This window comes from Gemmobacter nanjingensis (assembly GCF_014652195.1).
In the GTDB taxonomy this organism is placed as follows: Bacteria; Pseudomonadota; Alphaproteobacteria; order Rhodobacterales; family Rhodobacteraceae; genus Gemmobacter; species Gemmobacter caeni.
Map to the genome: position 1 here is coordinate 1 of NZ_BMYI01000018.1, position 22,808 is coordinate 22,808.

The 22,808-nt window shown below is 70.1% G+C and carries 8 protein-coding genes; all 8 read left to right on the forward strand.

Annotated elements, in window-relative coordinates; translation table 11 throughout:
- The coding region (locus IE126_RS20705; RefSeq protein ID WP_189382065.1) for a non-ribosomal peptide synthetase at positions 1–4,815 on the forward strand (4,815 nt) is incomplete at its 5' end.
- Positions 4,812–8,861: a non-ribosomal peptide synthetase gene (locus IE126_RS20710; RefSeq protein WP_189382066.1), complete on the forward strand. Its 4,050-nt coding sequence runs from the start codon at positions 4,812–4,814 to the stop codon at positions 8,859–8,861. The genes IE126_RS20705 and IE126_RS20710, both read left to right, overlap by 4 nt.
- The gene (locus IE126_RS20715) at positions 8,858–17,164 is read left to right on the forward strand and encodes a non-ribosomal peptide synthetase (protein ID WP_189382067.1); all 8,307 of its coding nucleotides are present in this window, start codon (positions 8,858–8,860) and stop codon (positions 17,162–17,164) included. The genes IE126_RS20710 and IE126_RS20715 overlap by 4 nt, the downstream gene beginning before the upstream one ends.
- Positions 17,161–18,429 (forward strand): class I SAM-dependent methyltransferase, encoded by a 1,269-nt coding sequence (locus IE126_RS20720; RefSeq protein WP_189382068.1) that lies wholly within the window; start codon positions 17,161–17,163, stop codon positions 18,427–18,429. Before IE126_RS20715 ends, IE126_RS20720 begins: the two co-directional genes overlap by 4 nt.
- Positions 18,426–19,097 carry a 4'-phosphopantetheinyl transferase family protein gene (locus IE126_RS20725; protein WP_189382069.1) on the forward strand — a complete coding sequence of 224 codons (672 nt, stop codon included), beginning with the start codon at positions 18,426–18,428 and terminating at the stop codon, positions 19,095–19,097. The genes IE126_RS20720 and IE126_RS20725 overlap by 4 nt, the downstream gene beginning before the upstream one ends.
- On the forward strand, positions 19,094–20,695 hold the full coding sequence (locus IE126_RS20730) for a cyclic peptide export ABC transporter (RefSeq protein ID WP_189382070.1): 1,602 nt from the start codon (positions 19,094–19,096) through the stop codon (positions 20,693–20,695). The genes IE126_RS20725 and IE126_RS20730 overlap by 4 nt, the downstream gene beginning before the upstream one ends.
- Positions 20,695–21,426: a thioesterase II family protein gene (locus IE126_RS20735; RefSeq protein ID WP_189382071.1), complete on the forward strand. Its 732-nt coding sequence runs from the start codon at positions 20,695–20,697 to the stop codon at positions 21,424–21,426. Before IE126_RS20730 ends, IE126_RS20735 begins: the two co-directional genes overlap by 1 nt.
- Positions 21,423–22,808: an amidase gene (locus tag IE126_RS20740; protein WP_189382072.1), complete on the forward strand. Its 1,386-nt coding sequence runs from the start codon at positions 21,423–21,425 to the stop codon at positions 22,806–22,808. Before IE126_RS20735 ends, IE126_RS20740 begins: the two co-directional genes overlap by 4 nt.

A 22,808-nucleotide genomic window follows, 5' to 3' on the forward strand; every position in this document is an offset into this window, starting at 1 on the left:
CTGGTGCAGCTCGGCGTCGGCCCCGAGACGCGGGTGGGCCTGTGCTGCGAACGCTCGTTCGAGATGATCGTGGGGCTGCTCGCGGTGCTGAAGGCGGGCGGCGCCTATGTGCCGCTGGACCCCGAACACCCCGACGACCGGCTGGCCTATATGCTGGAAGACGCGGCGCCGGTGCTGGTGCTGGCCCAGAGCGCGCAGGCTGCCCGCCTGCAATCCCTGACCCCCGCCCCGGTGCTGACCCTCGCCACCCACCCCGATCCCGCCACCGGCGAGACCGAGGCCCGCTCCCTCCCCGAAACCCCGCCGGAAACCCGAACAACCCCCCAAAACGCCGCCTATGTCATCTACACCTCAGGCTCCACCGGAAAACCAAAGGGCGTCTGCGTCGAGCACAGGGCGGCAGTGCGGCTGTTCAGCACCACTGAACCGCTGTTCGGTTTCGATGAAACCGATGTCTGGACACTGTTCCATTCCTTCGCCTTCGACTTCTCGGTCTGGGAGGTATTCGGGGCGCTGGTTTATGGCGGGCGTCTGGTCATCGTGCCGCGCGTGGTGACACGCGATCCGGGTGCCTTTGCGGATCTGATGCTGCGCGAGGGGGTGACGGTGCTGAGCCAGACGCCCTCGGCCTTCCAGCAACTGACCGCGCATTGCGCGCGCCAGCCCGTGCCGCCGGCCTTTGCGCTGCGGCATGTGATCTTTGGCGGTGAGGCGCTGAACCGCGCCGCACTTGCGCCGTGGTTCGCGGCTTATGGCGACCGGCAGCCGAATCTGGTGAACATGTATGGCATCACCGAGACGACGGTGCATGTGACGCATCTGGAACTGAACGCCGATACGGGTCGGCCTTCTGACATTGGGGTGGCGCTGCCCGATTTGCAAATCCGGCTGCTGGATACTGCTTTGCAGCCGGTGCCGCCCGGTATTCCGGGCGAGATCTGCGTGGCCGGGCCGGGGGTGGCGCGCGGTTATCTGAACCGCGCCGATCTGACGGCCGATCGCTTCGTGCCCGATCCCTGGGGCGCGCCGGGCAGCCGGATGTATCGTTCGGGCGATGTGGCACGGCAGCGGGCGGATGGCGGCTTCGATTATGTCGGGCGGGCCGACGCGCAGGTGAAGCTGCGCGGCTTCCGTATCGAGACGGGCGAGATCGAGGCGGCGCTGGCGGCTTTGCCGGGCATCGCGGCGGCCTGTGTGCGGCTGCGGGGCGACCGGCTGGTGGCCTGGCTGGCGAGTGGCACGCCGCAAGAGCCGTTGGCCCTGCGCATGGCGCTGGCGCGGGATCTGCCGGATTACATGCTGCCCGCCGCCTTCGTGGTGCTGCCGGACCTGCCGCTGACCACCAATGGCAAGGTCAATGTGGCGGCGCTGCCGGACCCCGAGCCTGCGGCGGCAGAGCCGGATGTCGTGCCGCCAGAGGGTGCGGCGGAACAGGCTTTGGCCGCGATCTGGGCCGAGGTTCTGGGGCGCGACTCTGTGGGTGCGCTGGATAATTTCTTTGCCAGTGGCGGCGATTCCATGCGGGCGGTGACTCTGGCGGCCCGCGCGGCAGAGGCGGGGCTGCCCGTCACGGTCGAGGCGATCTTCCGTCACCAGACGCTGCGCGGGCTGGCGCGGGCGGTGGGCAGTGCGGCGCCGGTGGTGGAGCATCTGCCGCCCACCGATCTGCCCGCGCATCTGGAAACCGCATGGCCGATGACACGGCTGCAACTGGGGATGCTGTTCCATGGTGAGGTGGCGGCCGAGGCGGCGGTGTATCATGACGTCTTCAGCTTCCGCCTGAATCTGGATTGGGACGAGCCCGCTTTCCGCGCCGCGCTGGCGGCGCTTGCCGCGCGGCATCCGGTGTTGCGCAGCAGCTTTGACCTGCATGGGCCGGAGGGGCCGATGCAGCAGGTGCACCGGGAGGTCGCGCTGCCGCTGGCGGTCAGCGATCTGTCGGGCCTGTCGGAGCCTGACGCCGGGGCCGCGATTGCGGCGGATATTGCCGCCGAAAAGGCGCGGCCCTTCGCGATCGGCGCCCCGCCCCTGCTGCGCCTGATGGTGCATCTGCGGGGTGCTGCGGATGTGCAGATCACGCTCGGGTTCCACCATGCCATTCTGGACGGGTGGAGCGTGGCCGCCATGCAGGTGGAGCTGATGCAGCTTTGGCAGCAGGCGCGGGCCGGTCACATCGCAGGGCTGCCACCTCTGGCGGCGACCCCGGCGCTGGCGGCGGTGGCGGAACAGGCGGCGCTGCACGCGCCCGGGGCGCGGGCCTTCTGGGCGGCACTGCTGGAGGATGCCGAGGTGCTGCGCCTGCCGCCGCCCGCCGCTGACCTGCCGCCGCGCCGGGTGGGGCTGCGCTTCGGGCCTGAGGTTCTGGCTGATCTGCGCGCGCTGGCCGACCGGCTGGGTCTGCCGCTGCGCAGCCTGTTGCTGACCGCGCATCTGAAGATGCTGGCGCTTTGGGGGGGGACGGCGGATGTGGTGTCCGGCCTCGTGACCCATACACGGCCCGAGGCGCGCGATGCCGAAAAGATGCTGGGCCTGTTCCTCAATACCCTGCCGGTCCGGCTGCGGCTGGGGCAGGAAAGCTGGCAGGATCTGGCCCGCGCGACCTTTGCGGCCGAAGTGGATCTGGCGGCGCATCGCCATTACCCGCTGGCCGCCATCGTCGAGGCGAATGGCCATGTGCCGCCCTTCGATGTGATGTTCAACTTCATCCATTTCCATGTGCAGGACGCGCTGGCCGGAATGGCCGGGGCCGATGGCACGCCCGCGCTGCGCGGCATGACGGCTTTCGAGGCGACGAATTTCGCGCTCGGGGTGCATGCGGTGCTGGGAGGCGACGGGCTGGTGGTGGATTTCGCACATGATCCGGCGCGGCTTGACGCCGGTCTGGCGGGGCGGATGGCCGAAAGCTATGGCGCGATCCTGCAGGCCATGCTGGCCGATCCGGCCGCGCCGCATCGCGCGGCGGCGCTGATCCCGGCAGAGGACCGGGCGCTGCTGGCCCGGTGGAACCGGACCGAAACGCGCTATCCTCAGGCCGGGCAGACGCTGGTCGGGATCATCGAGGACCGGATTGCCGCAGAAGGCGACCGGATTGCGCTGCGGTTCGGGGGCGAAAGCCTCGGCTTTGCTGCGCTGAATGCGCGGGCAAACCGGCTGGCCCATGCCTTGCGGGCGCGGGGTGTCGGGCGGGACAGCCTCGTCGGGCTGGCGGTGGACCGTTCCTTCGAGATGATGGTGGCGGTGCTGGCGATCCTGAAGGCGGGCGGGGCCTGGGTGCCGCTGCCGCCCGATTATCCACCCGCGCGGCTGGCGATGATCCTTGAGGATGCGGCGCCGGTTCTTGTGCTGGCGCAGCCGCATCTGGCCGATCTGCCGGGGGTGGAGGTCATGCTGATCGGGCCGGAGCACGCGCCGCAAGACATGCCCGACCACAACCCCGAGCCGCTGGCCGGACCCGGGGATACCGCCTATGTCATCTTCACCTCCGGTTCCACCGGACGGCCCAAGGGGGTGGCGGTGCCGCATCGGGCCATCGTCAACCGGCTGCTGTGGATGGCGGCGGCCTATGACCTTGGCCCCGAAGACCGGGTGTTGCAGAAAACCCCGCTGGGCTTCGACGTCTCGGTATGGGAGCTGATCCTGCCGCTGATGACCGGGGCGGTCATGGTCATCGCGGAACCGGAAGGCCACCGCGACCCCGCCTATCTGGAGCGGGTGATCCGCGACGAGGCGGTGACCGCGCTGCATTTCGTGCCGCCGATGCTGGAGGCGTTCCTCGACCGTGCGGCGCCGCACGCGCTACCCTCGCTGCGCTGCGTGGTCTGTTCGGGGCAGGCGCTGCCGCGCGCGACGCAGGCCGCCTTCCACCGGGCGCATCCGGGGGTGGGGCTGCATAACCTTTATGGTCCGACCGAGGCGGCGGTGGATGTGACGGCCTGGACCTGTGCGGCCGGGGATGCGGGCGATCAGGTGCCGATCGGCCACGCCATCGCCAATGTGCGGATGTATGTGCTGGATGCCGCGCTGGACCCGGTGCCACCGGGGGTAGCGGGGCATCTCTATATCGGCGGGGTCGCGCTGGCGCGCGGCTATGTCGGGCGCCCCGATCTGACGGCGGCGGCCTTCCTGCCCGACCCCTTCGGCGCGCCCGGCGCGCGCATGTATCGCACCGGCGATCTGGCGCGCTTCCGCCCCGACGGGGCGCTGGATTACCTTGGCCGGGCCGACGATCAGGTGAAGATCCGCGGCTTCCGGGTGGAGCCGGGCGAGGTAGAGGCCGCCTTGCGCGCGGCGGGGGCCGATCAGGCGGTGGTTCTGACCGCGCCGGGGCCGGATGGCACGATGCGCCTGCTGGCCTGGGTGGCGGGGGAAGCACCACCTGACACCCTGCGCGCGGCGCTGGCGCGGCACCTGCCCGCGCATATGCTGCCCGAGGCGATCACGCCGCTGGCCGCGCTGCCGGTGACGGCCAATGGCAAGGTGGACCGCAAGGCCCTGCCCATGCCCGAGGCGGCTCCTGCTGCCCCGCGCATCGCCCCGCGCAGCCCCTCCGAAGCAACCATCGCCGCAATCTGGGCGCGGCTTCTGGGCCAGCCGCAGGTGGGTGTGACCGACAGCTTCTTTGCCATCGGCGGGCATTCCATCCTTGCCCTGCGCCTGCTGGCGGAGCTTCAGCGCGAAACCGGCGTTGTGCTGTCGCTGCGGCTGTTTCTGGCCGATCCCACAGTGGCGGGGCTGGCCGTTGCCATGGATGCCATGACGGGGCTGACCGCCCCGCCCGAAGACGACACTGCCGAGACGGAGACGATCCTGCTATGACCATCGCCGATATTCTGCGCGAGGCCCAAGGGGCCGGGGTCCGCCTCTGGCTGAAGGACGGCGCGCTGGCCGTGACGGCGCGCGGCGGTGTGCCGCCCGCGCTGCTGGAGCGGATTCGCGCCCAGAAAGGCCAGATCACCGACTGGCTGGCCCGGTTGGCCGAGGATGCCGCGGCGCAGGAAGAGGCCATCCTGCCCGGCCCCCCCGTGGCGGCGGAGCCGCTGGCCTTCTCGCAGTCGCGGCTCTGGGTGATCGAGCAGATGGAGGCGGCGGCGGGGCTTTACACCGTGCCCATGGTTCTGGCGGTGACCGGCGCGCTGGACCGTGCGGCCCTGGCCCGCGCGGTTTCGGCGCTGGTGGAGCGTCACCATGCACTGCGCACGGTGTTTCGCGAAAGCGATGCGGGCACGCTTCAGCACCTGTTGCCCGCCGCGCCGGTGGACCTGCACTTTACCGATCTGTCACAGGCGGTGGATGCGGCGGTGCAACTCGGTGCGCTGGGGCAGGCCGAGGCGCGGCACCGCTTCGACCTTGCAGCCGAGCCGATGCTGCGCGCCCGTCTGGTGCGTCTGGCGGCCGAGGAGCATGTGCTGTTCCTGACGCTGCATCACATCGCCACCGACGGCTGGTCGAACGCGATCCTGCTGGAGGAGCTGGCGCAGCTTTACGCAGGTCATGCGCTGCCCGCCCCTGCGGTGCAGTTTGCCGATTATGCCCGCTGGCAGCGCCGCCTGCTGGCACGGCGCGGCGCGGCACTGGCGGATTGGTGGGCCGAAACGCTGGCCGGGGTGCCGGATGTCCACGACCTGCCGACCGACAAGCCGCGCCCGCCGGTTTTGGGCAGCGCGGGCGCGCGGCTGGTGGAGAAGCTTGACCCCGATCTGGCGCTGCGCCTGCGGACCTTCGCGCGCGCCGAAGGTGTCAGCCTGTTCACCCTGCTGCATGCGGCCCATGCCGCGCTGCTGCACCGCTGGACGGGGGCCGACGATCTGGTGATCGGCACGCCGGTCGCCGGGCGGGAGCGGGCGGAACTGAAAGGCCTCGTGGGGTTTCTGGTCAATACCGTGCCCTTGCGTGCGCGCCCCGCGCCGGACCTGCCGTTCCGCGCCTTCCTGAAGGATTGTGCCCGCCGTGTGGCCGAGGCGTTTTCGCATCAGGATCTGCCCTTTGAACTGATCGTCGAGCGCCTGAACCCGCCGCGCAGCCTGTCCTGCGCGCCGCTGGTGCAACTGGCCTTCTCGCTCAGCCAGCCGGAGCCGGAGGTGCCTGCGCTGCCGCAGGGTCTGCATTTCCGCCCGCTGGATCCCGATCTGACCCCGGCGAAATACGAGGTGTCGCTGGCGGTGCTGGACGGGGCCGATACGATCCATCTGGACTGGACCTATGCCACCGACCTGTTCACCGCCGAAGGGATTTCCCGGCTGAACCGGGGCTTCCTGTCGCTGCTGGAAGGTGTGGCTTCCGCGCCGGAAACGCTCCTGGGCGATCTGCCGGTGGTTTCCCCGGCCGAGGCGGAGCGGCTGCTGGATCTGGGCCGGGGCGAGGTGATCGCTCTGGACGATCCCCCCGCGCCCTTCCGCCAGTTCGAACATTGGGCGGCCGAAACGCCCGGGGCGCTGGCGCTGATCGACGGCGATTGCCGCCTGACCTATGCCGAGGTGAACGCCGCCGCCAACCGGCTGGCGCGGCATCTGCACCGGCTGGGGCTTGGCCCGGACGATCCCGTCGGCGTGGCCACCGGGCGCTGTGCGGAAATGGTCATTGCCCTGCTGGCGGCGAACAAGGCCGGGGCCGCGCCCGCGCAACTGCCAGTCGATGCCCCGCCGGAACGTCTGCGCCGCATGATCGAGGATTGCGGGGCAAAGCTGGTGCTGACCATCCGTGCGCGGGCTGCGGAACTGGCGCTGCCCGATGCTCTGGCCGTGGACGACGATGCCGCATGGCAGGCAAACAGCCCCGAGAACCCCGAACTTCCGCAGGGCGAGATTGCCTATATCGTCTTTACCTCGGGCACAACGGGCCAGCCCAAGGGGGCGCTGAACACCCATCTGGGTCTGCATAACCTCTGTCTGTTCCAGACCCGGCTGAGCAGGATCACCCGCCGGTCGCTGCATACCGTTTCCGCCAATCCGGCCTTTGATGCGATCATCTGGGAAATCTGGCCCACGCTGACCGTGGGCGGCACGCTGGGCTTTCAGCCCGATGCGGTGCTGCGCGACCGTGATCTGTTGCAGGCGGCGACCGACCGGCTTCAGCCCACGCATTTCTGGCTGCCAACCGGGCTGATGGAGGCGATGTGCGCCGCCGGACTGGACCTGCCTGCCTCGGTTGAATGGGTTTCGACCGGCGGCGACCGGCTGCAAGGCTATTGCCTGCCGCGCGACCGGGGGTTGCCGCTGCTGAACATCTATGGCCCGTCCGAAGCCTCGGTCTTTACCGTGCATCATGTCCTGGGTCCGCAGGATATCGAGCCGCCGCCGATCGGGCGACCGAACAGCAATACCAACTGCTATATCCTCGATGCGCGCGGCCATCTGGTGCCCGAGGGCATCGTGGGCGAATTGTGCCTGTCCGGCCCCTATGTCGGGCCGGGCTATGCGAACCGGCCCGAACTGACGGCGGAACGCTATGTGCCCAATCCTTTCGCCACGCCGGGGCACGAGATCCTGTATCGCACCGGCGATCTGGCGCGCTGGCGGCCCGACGGGCTGATCGACTGCCTGGGCCGCAACGACTTTCAGGTGAAGATCCGGGGCTACCGGATCGAACCGCAGGAGGTGGCGGCCGAGTTGCTGCGCCAGCCGGGCATCCGCGCGGCCTTTGTCGATCTGGCAGTGCGCAGCGACAAACGGCTGGTGGCCTTCTGTGTGGCGGCACCGGGGCAGGACCGTCACAGCCTTCAGGAACGCGCGCAAGCCGCGCTGGCGCAGGTCTTGCCCAGCTACATGCTGCCCGACCGTTTCGTCTGGCTGGATGATCTGCCGCTGACCGAACGCGGCAAGGTGGATCGCCGCGCGCTGGCGGATCTGGATGGCGGCGGGCCGCGTCAGGTGAATACCGCCAGCCCGCGCGATGTGATCGAGCACCGGCTTTACGACATCTGGTCGGGGGTGCTGCTGCATCCCGACATCGGCCTGCGCGACAATTTCTTCGACATTGGCGGCAATTCCCTGTCGGCCATCAAGACCGTGCACCAGATCAACGCGGCTTTCGGCACGACGCTGGCCACGACCGAGATCATCGCACACCCCACCATCGAGGCGCTGGCCACCCTGATCCGGGGCGGCAAGGGGCGGTCACATTCGGTCAATCCGGTCTGCTTCCGGCCCGGCGACGGGCGGGCGAACGTGATCTGCATTCACCCGGCGGGCGGCACGGCCTACGGCTATCTGTCGCTGGCGCGGGTCTTGCCCGCACATCTGGGCGTCTGGGGCGTGCAGTCGGTCGGCGTGGACCCGGACGAGTCTTTCCTGCCCGACATCGGCGCCATGGCCGATCACTACATCAGGCTGGTCGAACATCTGCTGGACAGGCCCTGTGTGCTGACCGGCGCCTCTTTCGGCGGTTTCGTCGCCTATGAGATGGTGCGGCGGCTGGAACAGCGCGGCATCACCCATGTCACCGCCGTTTTGCTGGATGCGATGGGCACCGACGATCCTTCCGTGCGGGAGGATACCCGCACCTCGGATGCGGCAGAGTTCCGCCAGAAGCTGATCACCTATAACGGCATGTATCCGGGCATCGAGGATGCACAGGTCACGCAGTACCATGCGCTCTACAACCACAACACGCTATGTTCGCGTCAGTGGGAGTTCAGGCCGACGCGCGGGCGTGTCGTGCTGGTGCAGGCCATCGACGGGCGCAACCGGATGCAGCTGCGGCTGCTGCGGTTCTTCTGGCAGTTGCGGGCGCAGGGGCCGTTCCTGTTCAAGGTTACCGGCGGCGATCATTCCACCCTGCTGGAAGGTGCCGATGTGGAACGTATCGGGCGGATCATCGTGCAGGTTCTGGACGGGCGGCTGCTGCCGCCGGAGGGGATGAAATGAGCGCGCTGGTTCTTGCCTTCCGCGAAAACGTGGCCCGCGCGCCGGGGCATCCGGCCATTCTGGGCGGCCCGGATTATGCGGCGCTGGATGCGGCATCCGACAATTTCGCCCGTCATCTCTGCGCGGCAGGGCTGCGGCCGGGGCAGGTGGTGGCGCTGCGCATGGCGCGTTCCACCCGGCTGGTCATCGCCATTCTGGGCGTGCTGAAGGCGGGCGGCGTGGTCTTTCCGGTTGGCACCGCGCAGCCGCCCGCGCGGCTGGCGATGTTGCTGGAGGAAGCGGGCGCCGCGCTGGTGCTGACCGACGCCGGGCTGGCACCGTTGCCGAAAGGCGCCTGGCTAGGGATGGAAGCAGCGGACTTTGACGCGCCTGCCGGGGATCTGCCCCTGCCGGCGCTGACCCGCGATCCGGGGCAGGCGGCCTTCCTGTTTCACAGCTCCGGCACCACCGGGCGGCCCAAGGTCATGGCGATTGCCGAACCCGGCCTGCTGCGCATGGCGCGGCGACCGGAATATTGCGAAATCGGCCCGCAGTCGCGGGTGGCGCATCTGGCGAACCCCGCTTTCGACGCGCTGAGCTTCGAGATCTGGGGCGCGCTGCTGAACGGCGCGACGCTGGTGCCTTTCGACGCGGCCGAGGTGCTGGACCTCGACCGTTTCGCGGCGCGGCTGGTGGCGGACGGGGTGACGACGGCGTTCCTCACCACCTCGTATTTCAACCTTCTGGCCAGCGAAAAGCCCGAGGCTCTGCTGGGGCTGCGCGATGTGCTGTTCGGGGGCGAGCAGGCAAATGCCGGGCTGCTGCACCGGCTGCTGGTCGCACATCCTGCGACCGGATGCCGGTTGACCAATTGCTATGGCCCGACGGAATGCACCACTTTCGCGCTGTGGCACCGCATCGACCCGGCGCTTTGGGCGCGGGCGGATCATCCGGCCACAGTGCCGGTGGGGCGCCCGCTGCGCGAAACCACGGTTGCGATCCTGAACGACGCGGGCGCGCCGGTGCCGGAAGGGGACTGGGGCGAGATCTGGCTGGGCGGTTCGGGTCTGTCTCTGGGCTATCCTGGCCGGGCCGAGGAAACGGCGGCGCGGTTCCGGCCGGGGCCGGACGGCACGCGGCTGTTCCGCACCGGGGATCAGGGCCGGGTCATGGCGGGGGTTGTGGAATGCGGCGGGCGGCTGGACGATCAGGTGAAGCTGCGGGGCCAGCGGATCGAACTGCCGGAAATCGAGGCGCAGCTGCTGGCCCTGCCGGGGGTGGAACAGGCCGCCGTGCTGCTGGAGGATGCGCAGCTTGTGGCCCATGTCGCGGCCCCCGGTCAGACCGCCGCCGCGCTGCGGCTGGCGCTGGCCGAACGGCTGCCCGGCTATATGCTGCCCGCCCGGATTGCGTTGCATGACCGGCTGCCGCTGACCGAGAACGGCAAGACCGACCGCGCCGCCCTGCGCGCCCTGCCGCTGCCCGAGGGGCTCAGCTTCGTGGCGCAGGGCGGCGACAGCCTGTCGGCGGCGCGGCTGATGCTGCGCCTGCGGGCCGAGGGGCGGGCGGTTGACCTGTCCGACCTGTTGTCTGACCGCCCGCTGGAGGCGGTTCTGGCAGAGGCCCGCCCGGTCGAGGCGGAGCCGCTGCCCGCGCCGCAGGAGGATTACCCCGCCGCCGCGGAACAGCGCAGGCTCTGGCTGATGCAGCAGGTCTTGCCCGGCTCCACCGCCTATTCCATCCCGCTGCGGTTCGATTTCGCCGGGGCCATCGACGAACCGGCAATGCAGGCGGCGCTGAATGCGCTGCTGGCGCGCCATGCCGCGCTGCGTTCAGCCTTTGTCGAAACCGGCGCCGGGTTGCGTGTGCACATCGCGCCGCCGCGCGCCGTACCGCTGGAACAGGTGGCCGAGGCCGAGGCGTTCTTCGCCCGGCCCTTCGATCTGACCGAAGGCTGTCTGCTGCGCGCCGGGGTGACGGGGCAAAGCCTGCTGCTGTGCCTGCATCATATCGTGGTAGATGGTGCGGGGCTGAACCTGTTGCTCGCCAATCTGGCGGCGCTGTATCGCGGCGAGGAGCCTGAGGCGGCGCCGGGCGATTATTCCGCCTATCCGGCGCTTCAGGCCGCACGGCAGGCCAGCACGGCTTACGCCGCGATGCGCAAGGCGCGCGTGACCGACCTCTTGGCCGCGCCGGAACCCGAGGCCGATGCTTTCTATGCGCCCGAGGCTGCGACGGGCCGGATGCTGGGCTTCGATCTGTCGCCCGAACTGACCCACCGCCTGAAGACGCTGGCCGCGCGGCGGGGGCAAACGCTGTTTTCCCTGCTGCTGGCGGGCTTTGCCCTGTGCCAGTGGCGCATGGGGCTGGGGCGGCATCTGTCCATCGGCCTGCCGGTCGGCCTGCGCCCGCCGGGGTTTGACGCTACGGTGGGGATGTTCGTCAACACTCAGCTTTGCCGCTTTCGCATCGACCCCGAGGCCGCGACCGGCGACTGGCTCGCCTCGGTGGAGGCGGAGGTTGCGGCAATGCGCGCCGCGCATGACCTTGCCTATGACCATGTGGTCGAGGATCTGCGGGCGGCCGGGCAGCGTGGCGGGCTTTTCGACACGATGTTCGTGCTGGAAAACACCGAATACCGCCTGCCCGGCGTGCAGGCGCGCTTCCGTTACCCCGAAAAGGTGGTGCCGCGCTTCCCGTTGACCTTGTTCGTGACGCCCGAGGGCGCGGGGCTGTCGTGCCAGATCGAACACGATCTGACCCGCTTCGACCACGATTTCGCGCAGCAGATGGCGCAGGTCTATCCCGAGGTGCTGGCGGCGCTGGTGAACCTGCCCGCGCGGCTGGAGGATTTGCGGCCCGCGCAAGACCTGCTGGCCCGGATCGAGGCTGACCGCCGCGCCGATCCGCAGGCGATTGCCGCGACCCATGGGGGGGAACGGATCAGCCGCGCGGCGCTGGATCTGCGGGTGCAGGGGATTGCGGCACGGTTGCAGGCGGCAGGCGTGCGCCCCGGCGATCTGGTCGGCGTCTCGCTGCGGCCGGGGATCGGGCTGGTGGCGGCGGTTCTTGGCATCCTGCGCGCGGGCGCGGCCTATGTGCCGCTGGACCCGGATTATCCCGCCGACCGGCTGGCCATTGCCATCGAGGATACCGGCCTTGCCCATGTCATCACCGATGGCGCGGCGGCGCTGCCCGCCCATGTGACGCCCCACCCGCCCGAAGGCAGCGGCACCGCGCCGCTGCCCGCGTTCGACCCCGACCGCATCGCCTATGTCATCTTCACCTCGGGGTCTACCGGGCGGCCCAAGGGCGTGCCGATCCCGCATCGCGGGCTGGGCAATTACCTCGATCACGTCGCGGGGGCCTATTTCGGCTCTGGACCGCTGATGGCGGGGGTGGTCAGCACCTCGCTGAATTTCGACGCTACGGTGACCTCGCTTCTGGGGCCGCTGGCCGCCGGGCGGCGGGTCGACGTGCTGGCGGGGGAACTGATCCCGGCGCTGGCAGCGAAGGCCTTCGGCGCGGCGCCGCTGCTGTTCAAGGTCACGCCCGCCCATGTCGCCGCCCTGCTGGCGCACGGGCAAGGGCGACGGGCCGACACGCCGCATCTGTTCATCGTCGGGGGCGAGCAACTGCCCGCGCCGACGGTGGCGCGGCTGCTGGATCTGCTGCCGGCTGCGCGGGTGGTCAACGAATATGGGCCGACCGAAACCGTGGTGGGCTGTGCGGTGGCCTGGGCGGAAAGGGGCAGCCTCCCCGAACATGGCGGCGCCATGGTGATCGGCCGCGCCATCCGGGGCATGCGCCTGTCGGTGCGCCGCGCCGATGGCAGCCCGGCGGCATGGGGCGAAACCGGCGAGCTGGTGATTGGCGGGATCGGCGTCGCGCCGGGTTATCTGCACCGCCCGGACCTCAGCGCCGAACGCTTCCGCCCCGATGCGGCGGGCGAGATCAGCTATCATACCGGCGACCGGGCGCTGCGGCTGCCCTCGGGCGATCTGGTGTTTCTGGGCCGCAATGACGACCAGATCAAGCTCAAGGGCTACCGGATCGAGCCGGGCGAGATCGAGGCCGCGATCCTGCATCGCCCGGATGTCGCGGCGGCGGCTGTGGTGGTGCGGGGCGAGCATCTGCTGGCTTATATCGCGCCCGAAGGGGTGGATCGTGCGGCGCTGGAGGCGCATCTGGCGGCGACCCTTCCCGCGCATATGCGGCCTGCGCGTCTGATCGCCTGCCCGGCGCTGCCGCTGTCGCCCTCTGGCAAGGTGGACCGTGCGGCGCTGCCCGCGCCGGAGGTGGCGACACCTGCCGCCAAGGCGCCCGTCACGCAGACACTGGCGCATCTGTCACAGGTCTTTGCCGAGGTGCTGGGGCAGGAGATCCCGCCTGACCTGCATTTCTTCGATGCAGGTGCGGGGTCGCTGGCGCTGATGCGGGTGCATGGGCTTCTGCGGGATGTGGCGCCCGATCTGGCCATGGTGGATTTCTTCCGCTTCCCGACACTTGCGGACCTCGCCGCCCATATCGACCAGACGGCGGCGCCAGTGGCGCCCGCGCCGGTGCCGCGCGCGCGGGCCGAGGGACGTATCGCGATCATCGGCATGGCAGTCGGCCTGCCGGGTGCCGCCGACCTGGCCGCCTTTGCCGCGCTGATCCGCTCGGGCGCCGAGGCGATCCGTGTCACGCCGTCTGACCGGCCCGGCCATGTGAACGCGGTTTCCATGCTGGACCGCCCGGCCGGGTTCGATCCCGGCTGTTTCGGGCTGAGCCCGCGCGACGCCCTGTTGATGGACCCGCAGCAACGGCAGTTGCTGATGGGTGCGGTGCAGGCGCTGGATCATGCCGGGATCGACCCGGCCTTGGCCGGGCCTGTCGGGCTTGTGCTTTCCAGCAGCGAAAGCAGCTATTACCGCGCCCTGCTGCGCGATACGGCGCATGGCATCGGCGATGCGGCGCTGGCGATGATCCATGAAAAGGATTTCCTCGCCACCCGCATCGCGCATCTTCTGGGCCTGCATGGCCCGGCGCTGACCGTGCAGACCGCCTGTTCCAGCTCGCTTGTCGCGTTGCATCAGGCCTGTGGCCTGTTGCGCGATGGCGAGGCCGAGGTCTGCATCGCGGGCGGCGTGGCCGTCGATCTGGAGGCGGCGGCGGGCTATGCTTGGCAGGAGGGGCATATCCATTCTGCCGATGGCCATTGCGCGCCCTTCTCGGATCAGGCGAAGGGTACGGTTCCGGCAAGCGGCTGGGGCCTTCTGGTGCTGAAACCGCTGGCGGCGGCCGAGGCGGCGGGTGACCGCATCCTTGGCTTGATCGAGGGCAGCGCCATCAACAATGACGGGCGGCGCAAGGCCGGTTTCGCCGCGCCTTCGGTGCAGGGCCAGCAGGCGGTGATTGCGGCGGCACTGGCGGCGGCGGGGGCCGGGCCATCCGACATCGGCTATATCGAGGCGCATGGCACCGCCACAGCGCTTGGCGACCCGATCGAGGTCGAGGCGCTGGCGGGGGTGTTCACCGGACAACCGGCCGGGGCCATCGGTCTGGGTTCGGTCAAAAGCCAGATCGGCCATCTGGGGGCCGGGGCCGGGGTCGCGGGGCTGATCCGCGCGGTTCTGGGCCGGATGCAGGGCAGCCTGCCGCCGACCCATGGCTTTACCGCGCCGCATCCGGCGCTGGATTTCACGCGCCTGCCCTTTGCGGTGGCGCGTGATCTGCGCCCATGGCCAGCGGATCGCCCGCTGGCAGGGGTGTCAAGCTTTGGCATCGGCGGCACCAATGCGCATGTCGTACTTGGCCCGGCACCGGAGCGGCGATCCACTGTGCCGTCGCCCCTGCATCTGCTGTGCCTTGCCGCGCATTCCGAACCTGCGCTGCGGACGCGGATGATGGCTGTGGCCGATTACCTGGCTGAGGGTGGTGATCTGGCGGCCGTGGCGGCGGGGCTGCGGCGCGGGCTGCGCGATGGCCTGCCGTGGCGCGCGGCGGTCGTCGCGGATACGGCGGATGCCGCCGTGGCGGGGCTGGATCTGGCACAGCCCCGGCGCGTTACCGACTGGTCCGGCGCGGTGCCGCAGACGGTCGAAGCTCTGGCCCGCGCCTGGGTCGAGGGGATGCAGACCCGGCATCTGCCCCCGGCAGCGGGTATCCCGGCCTGGGATCTGCCGCCCTATGCTTTCGATCTGACGGATTACATCCATCCCGCGCTGACGGGCGAGGCCATGGCCGCGCGGCTGCCCTTTGACGATTGGTTCCTGCAACCCGTCTGGAGGCGCAGCGCCGCCGTGCCCGTCGCGGCAAAGCGGCCGGTTTACCGGCCGGGCACCCCGTTGCCCGAGGGGTCTGAACTGGTGCTGGATCTGCGCGACAGCCCCGATCCGGCATCGGCGCTGCTGGCCCTGCTGGGGGCCGAGGGACGGCGCTTGCGTGACGCGGGGGGAATGCTCTGGGTTCTGGTCAGCGGGGCTTTCGGGCCAGAGGGCACCACCGATCCCGATCGCGCGATGGTGGCCGGGCTGATGCGGGCGGCGGTTGCGGAACTGCCGGGGTTGCGGCTGGGTCTGGTGGATGGGGCGGCGCCCGATCTGCTGCCCCCCGCCGATCCCGCGCCATTCCGCCAGATCGCCCTGCGCGGGAGTCGCGTGTTCGAGGCGGCGCTGATGCCCGCCGAAACGCCACATGAAGCCGACCTGCCGCCGGGGCTTTATCTGATGACCGGCGGCAATGGCGGCATGGCCAGCGCCATGGCCGAGGCGCTGACGGCCGATCCGGGGCGCGAGGTCTGGCTGCTGTCGCGGCGTGGCACCGGGGTTCAGGGGCCGCGCATTCGTCATATTGCGGCGGATGTGACCGATGACACCGCCATGTCTGCGCTCGCCGCCGATCTGGCGGGGCAGGGGCGGCGCCTTGCCGGGGTGATCCATGCCGCCGGCCTGGCCGGGGGCCGCGCGCTGCCGCTGTTGCAGCCCGAGGCTTTCGCCGCGACGCTGGCGCCCAAACGTGACGGCGCGCGGGCGGTCCTGCTGCATCTGGCGCCGCTGACGGACGGGTTCATCCTGCTTTGCAGCTCGCTTTCCGCGCAGCGCCCCGCGCCGGGGCAGGCGGATTATGCCGCCGCGAATGCCTGGCTGGACGGGTTTGCCGACAGTCAGCCGGGTGGGGCGGGGCCAAAGGTGATCTCGGTCGGCTGGCCGGCCTGGCAGGGCACGGGCATGTCGGCGCGGCTGGAAGGTCGCATGGCCGATCTGGCCGGGCGGCTGGAGGCGGGGGCGATCTCGGCCGGGGAGGGCATGCAGGTGCTGCGCCGCGCCGTGGCGCTTGGCCTGACGCACCTGGTGGTGGCACCGCTGCCGCCCGACCTGCCCATGGTGCTGGACCCCGAGCCGCCGCGCGCGCCTGCCGCACCCGATCTGGCGCAGATCTTCGCCGGGTTCCTCGGGGTCGATAGCGTCGATCCCGATGCCTCTTTCTTCGATCTGGGTGGGGATTCGCTGCTGGCGCTCGATCTGCTGGACGCGGTGGAGCAACAATTGGGCATAAAGCCGCCCGCCGCGCTGCTGTCGGGGCGGTTGAGCCTGCGCGATCTGGCGGCGGCATTGGCCCCGGCGGCGGAAGCGGTAAAGGATGCCCCCATATGCCTGCGCCCCGGCGCGGCGCCGCCTTTGGTGCTGCTGCATCCGGTGGGGGGCGATGTCGCCTCTTACCGTGCACTGGCTCAGGCGATGCGGGGGGGCGCGGCGGTGCTGGCGCTGGATGATCCGGCTTTCCACGCCCCCGATTTGCCCGAAGCCACCCTGCGCGAACAGGCCAGCGCGTTGCTGGCGCGGCTGCCCGACGGGCCGGTCTGGCTGGGAGGCTGGTCCTATGGCGGGGTGCTGGCCTGCGAAATGGCGGCGCAGGCGCCTGACCGCGTGCTGGGCCTTGCCCTGATCGACCCGCCGTCCCCGCATCAGGCCGATCGGCCGGAGGAGGGCGATTTTCTGGCCGAGATCACCCATCGCCGTGCGCTTGGCCTCGCAGGCGGCGGAGAGCCCGCGGCGCAACCCTATCTTCAGGCACTGTCCCGCGTCTGGGCCCGCAATGTCCGGGCGCTGGCCAGCCATGTGCCGGAGGCGCCGCTGCATTGCCCGGCCCGTCTGTGGCTGGCGGAGGGGCAGGGCCAGATCGACCTGCGCCGCGCGGCGTGGGAGGCGCTGCTGCCCGGCCTTGCCACCACGGTCCTGCCCGGCGATCACTTCTCGGTTCTTCAGGGGGCAGGGGCCGTGACGCTGGCCGAAGGGATTGCGCAACTGATGACGACAGCCAGCAGGAGCGCAGCGGAATGACCGGGCATCTGTCCTTTAATGCGGCCGACAACCTAGATGCCGCTGAAATCGACCGGATCAATGCCGACTTCTACGGTCGCTTCAACTATCCCTGGCGCGCGCTGAGCCTGACGGGCCATGCCGACCCCACCTTCGCCCCGCGCTTACTCTGTCAGGAGGCCGGGGATTTCGACGGCGCGGCACTGCCCCCGGACGGCGAGATCTGGGTCGCGGGCTGCGGCACCAATCAGGCGGTGATCACTGCGCTCCGCTTTCCGGGCGCGCGGGTGCTGGGCACCGATCTTTCCGCGCGGTCGCTGGCGCTGGCCGAGGCGTCGGCCCGCGATCTGGGGCTGACCAACCTGTGGCTGGAACAGGCGAGCCTGAACGATGCCCCGCATGAGGCGCGCTTTGATCACGTCATCTGTACCGGCGTCATCCACCACAATGCCGAACCGGCGCAACCGCTGGCACGGCTGGCGCGCGCGCTGAAGCCGGGCGGCGTGATGGAGCTGATGGTCTACAACTACTATCACCGCATCCAGACCACCGCCTTTCAGAAGGCGATCCGCCTGCTTTCCGGGGCCGGGGGGCGCGGCGGGCTGATCGAGGCGGAACTGCCGATGGCGCAGGAAATGGTGACTGATTTTCCGCTGCCCGGCACCATGGCCGATTTCCTTGCCGCGCAGCGGGGTCTGCCGGAACCGGCGGTGGCGGATTCGCTGCTTCAGCCGGTGGAATTCAGTTATTCCGTCGAAACCCTTGCCGCGCTTTGTGCCGGGTCCGGGCTGGTGCTGTGGCAGCCTTGCGTGAACCAGTTCGACCGGCTGTCGGGCCAGTTCGGATGGGAGCCGCCGCTGACCGGCGCCTCTGCCGCCGCCTTCAACCGGCTGCCGGATCTGGAACGCTGGCAGGTGGCGAACCTGCTGATGCAGGAGCGGTCGCCGATGCTGTGGTTCTACATCGGCCACGGGCCGAAGCGCCGCACGCGGGCCGAGGTGAACGCCGATTTCCTGCGCCGCAGCTTTGCCCCGGCGCGGTGCGAAGTGGTGTCGCATGTGTTGGGGCCGGAGGGGCATTATCAGCCCAGCCCGCGCCGCGCCGCGCTGCCCGCCCCGGCGCTGCCCGCCGATCCGCAGGTGCGGGCGGTCTGTCAGGCCTGCGACGGCCATCGCAGCATGGCCGAGGTGCTGGCCGGTCTGGGGCCGATGCCCGACGAGGCGGGGCTGACCCGGCTGCGCCAGATGCTGACAACCCCGGCCTTTCCCTATCTGCTGGCCACATGACGCGCATTGCCCTTTCCTCCGACGCGCCCTTCGCGCTACCCCGTCTGATCTGGGCGGAACTGCCGCTGGATGCGCTGCCGCCCGATCCGCAGGGGCTGGCGGTCACCGCCGAACCGGGCGGGGCCTTCCGCATTGCGCTGCCAGACGACCTGCGGCCTGCCGTCGCCAGGCGGCGGCGCGAGTTTCTGGCCGGGCGGCTGGCGGCGGCGCAGGCGCTGCGGCGGCTTGGCGCACCGGAGCATGTCGGTCGTTCCGACCGCGCCCCGGTCTGGCCCCCCGGTGTCGCCGGGTCGATCAGCCATGATGACCGGCGGGCAGTGGCGGTCGCCTCGCGCCAGTATCGCCAATTGGGGGTGGATTGCGAACAGCCGATCCCCGAGGCCGAAGCGCCCGCGCTGGCCCGGCAGATCCTTGCCCCCGGCGATGCCGCCGCACGGCCTGCGGGCCTTGGCTTCGCCGCCTTCCTGACCCTCGTCTTTTCCGCCAAGGAAGCCTTTTACAAGGCGGTGGCGGCCGAGGTCGGCCGGATGCTCGAATTTCACGAGGTCACGGTGGCGGGCATGGCCGCCGACCGGCTGCATCTGGCCTTCGACGGCGATGTCAGCGATGTTCGGTGGCATCTGGGCCCTGCGGGCTGCACCACACTTTGCGCAAGGAACCCGGCATGAACCGCCTGCTGTCCACCCTGTTCCGCGCCGCGCCGGGCGGGGCCGCGCTTTCGGTGCTGGCAAGCCTTGCCAGCGGGGCCGGGGCCGCGATCATGGCCATCGTCATCAGCCGCGCGCTGGAGGCCGAAAGCCGCAGCCTTGCGCTTGCCGTCGCCTTCTTTACCGCCGCCGCCGTGCATTTCAGCCTGCGCGTGCTGTCCGAGGTCTGGCTGATCCGGCTGGCGCAGAAGGTGCTGCTGGACCTGCGGCTGACGCTGGCGCGGCGCCTGCTGGCCACCCCGCAGATCCGCTTGCAGGAAATCGGGCGGCAACCGCTGCTGACCATCCTGACCCGCGACATGGACAGTTTCGTGGGCGCGGTGCAGCTTGTGCCGCTGCTGATCGGCAACCTGCTGCTGATCCTGGGCTGCTTCGGCTATCTCGCCTGGGTGGACTGGCAGATCTGCGCGGCGGTCTTTGCCTGCCTTCTGGTCGGGGCCAGCCTGTTCAAACTGGCCGAGCGGCGCCCGATCGCCCGCATCTTCCGCCTGCGGGAGGAAATCGACCAGCTTTACATCCGCCAGCGCGCGCTGATCGAGGGCGCGAAGGAGCTGCAACTGAACAGCCCGCGCGGCGCGCATTACATCGACCGGGTGATCGGCCCCGCCGCCGCCGGGGTGGCGCGCAGCTATGTGGGGGCGATGTCGGCCTATATCTGGGTGGTGAACATCGGCAACAGCCTGTTCTATCTGGTTATCGGGGTCGTGCTGTTCCTGATGCCGGGGCTGACCGGGCGCGACATGCTGCCTGCCGTGCTGCTGATGCTCTATCTCGTGCGGCCGGTCAGCGAGGTGATGATCAGCCTGCCCGCCCTGCGTCAATCCGCCGTGGCACTGGAACGCATCGAACAGCTTTCCGCCGATCTGGACCCGGCGGCGACGCTTCCGCCGCCGATGCCGGTGCAGGATCACATCGCGCTGCGCGGTGTGACCCACAGCTATGCGCGGGACTCCGAAGACGGGGTGTTCACCCTCGGGCCCATCGACCTGACACTGCGGCGGGGCGAGGTGGTGTTTCTGGTCGGCGGCAACGGCAGCGGCAAGACCACGCTGGCGATGCTGCTGTGCGGGCTTTACCACCCCGAGGGTGGCGGCATCGCGGTGGATGGCGAGCCGGTGACCGAGGCCACGCTTGCCAGCTATCGGCAGGCGTTTTCGGCGGTCTTTGCCGATTTCCACCTGTTCGAGCAATTGCCGGGCAGCGACGACCCGGAAATGGAGGCGAAGGCCCGCAGCCTGATCGCGGATCTGCGGATGGCGCATAAGGTAACGGTGCGGAACGGATGCCTCAGCACCACCGATCTTTCGACGGGGCAGCGCAAGCGGCTTGCGCTGGTCTCGGCTTATCTGGAGGACCGGCCGGTCTATCTGTTCGACGAATGGGCCGCCGATCAGGACCCGGTGTTCAAGGCGGTATTCTATACCGAACTGCTGCCCGAGCTGAAGGCGCGCGGCAAGGCGGTGCTGGTCATCACCCATGACGACGCGTATTTCGGCTGCGCCGACCGGGTGGTGAAGCTGGCCGATGGCCGGATCGTCGCCGATGCGGAGGGCGCGTGATGGCCTCGCCCTGGCTTCTGGAGATTGCCAAGCCGCAGGCGCGGCGCAGGCTTTACCTCTTTCCCTATCTGGGTGGCAATCCGGCTGCTTTCGTCGGCTGGTCGGCGGCGCTGGGGCCTGACATCGCGCTTTCGGTGATCAACCTGCCGGGGCGCGGGCTGCGGCTGAAGGAGCCACCGCTGACCGAGATGCGCCCCGCCGCCATGCAGATCGCAGCCGCCATCGCAAGTGATGCGGGGGCGGCGGAGTTTGCCTTTTTCGGGCATTCCATGGGCGCGGTTCTGGCTTTCGAGGTCTTGCGCATCTGCACCATGATGCAGTTGCGCCGTCCCGGCCTGATGGTCGCCTCCGGCTGTCGCTGGCCCGGCGCGCTGGACCGCGACGACCTGCATCTGCTGGACGATGCGCAGTTCCGGGACCGGCTGGCCGGGCTGGGCGGCACCCCGCCCGAGGTGCTGGGCAATGCCGAGATGATGCGGCTGCTGACCCCGATGCTGCGCGCCGATTTCGCCATGCTGAACGGCTACAGCTACCGCGCCATGCCGCGCCTGCCGGTGCCGATCCATGCTTTCGCCGCGCCGGACGACCCGGAGGTGCCCGCCGAAACCGTGCCGCGCTGGCTGGAGGAAAGTACCGAGCCGGGCGCGGTGCACTGGTTTACCGGCGGGCATTTCTTTCTGCATGATGCCGACATGGCCGTCCCGGCCCGCCTGCGGGAGCTGTGGGGATGAACGGCGGCTTCGATCAACTGGCCACCTCGGCCCGCGCGGCAGGCGACCGGCTGCTGCATGCCCGGCCCATGGTGGCGCGGCAGGCGGGGCTGGCGCATCTGGTTGCGCTGGTCACGCCCGCACCGCCGGAGGGCGAAGGCCCCGATGGCCCGCTGTTCGGTGTGCCGGTCACGGTCAAGGACAGCTATGAAACCGCCGGGCTGCGCACCACGGCCAGCCATCCGCCGCTGGCCGGTCACATCCCCGCGCGCGACGCGGCGCTGGTGGCGCGGCTGCGCGCCAGCGGGGCGGTGATCCTTGGCAAGACCAACCTGTCGCAGCTTTGCGGCGACATCCAGTGCGCCAGCCCGGTTTTCGGCACCGCCCTGAACCCCTGGGACACGGCCCGTACCCCCGGCGGCAGCAGCGGGGGCGGGGCGGTCGCGGTGCTGACCGGCCTGTCGCGGCTGGATCTGGGCAGCGATCTGGCCGGATCGCTGCGCATTCCGGCGGCCTTTTGCGGGGTGGCCGCGCTGAGGGCGGGGCCGGAGGTCTTTGACATGGCGGGCCATATCCCGCCGCTGGAAGGCGCCGCGTCGCCGCCGTTCCAAAGCGGCGGTTTCCTTGCCCGCGATTGCGCCGATCTGGCCGCCGGTTTCGCCGCCCTGTCCGGCCATCCCGAGGCGCCCGCACCGCAAGGTCCACTGCGGCTGGGTCTGGTGACCGGCGCTCCGCTGCCGCTGTGCCCGCGGACGGAACAGGCGATGCACCGCGCGGCGGAATGGCTGGCGGAGGAGGGCGCGCAGACCCGCACCGCACCGCTGGATTTTCGCACCGCCTGGCAGGGCTATGGCGGGTTGCTCATGGCCGCCGCCTCGCCGCATCTGCGCGGCTGGCAAAGGCTGGCGCTGCGTCTGCTGGCACTGGCCGCGCCGCGCCGCCCGCTCCGGCAAGCCCTGTTGCGCGGGCTGGCCGGGATACCGCCGGGACAGGCCGAAGCCGCGCGCGAGGCCACGGTTGCCGCCATCGACCGGCATCTGGAAACCGCCGATGCGCTGCTGTGCCCGGTGACCGCCGTAACCGCCTTCGCGCATCTGCCGCCGCCGCGCCTGCCACTGGCGCAGCGCAGCATCCCGGCCGGGATGCATCGCATCCCCTATCAGGAGGCCGGTATCGGCTTCACCACGCCGTTCTCGCTGTCGGGTCATCCGGTCGTCGTGATCCCGGTCGATCTGGTCGATGGCCTGCCTGTCGGTCTCCAGATTATCGGCCGCCGGGGGGCCGAGGCTGCGCTGATCGCGCTGGCCGCCCGGATCGAGGCGGTGTTTGACCGGCACCGCCCGCCACTGTGGCAACAGTGGCAAACCCGTTTCCCATCCTTGAACCCGCATGGAGATGCCTGA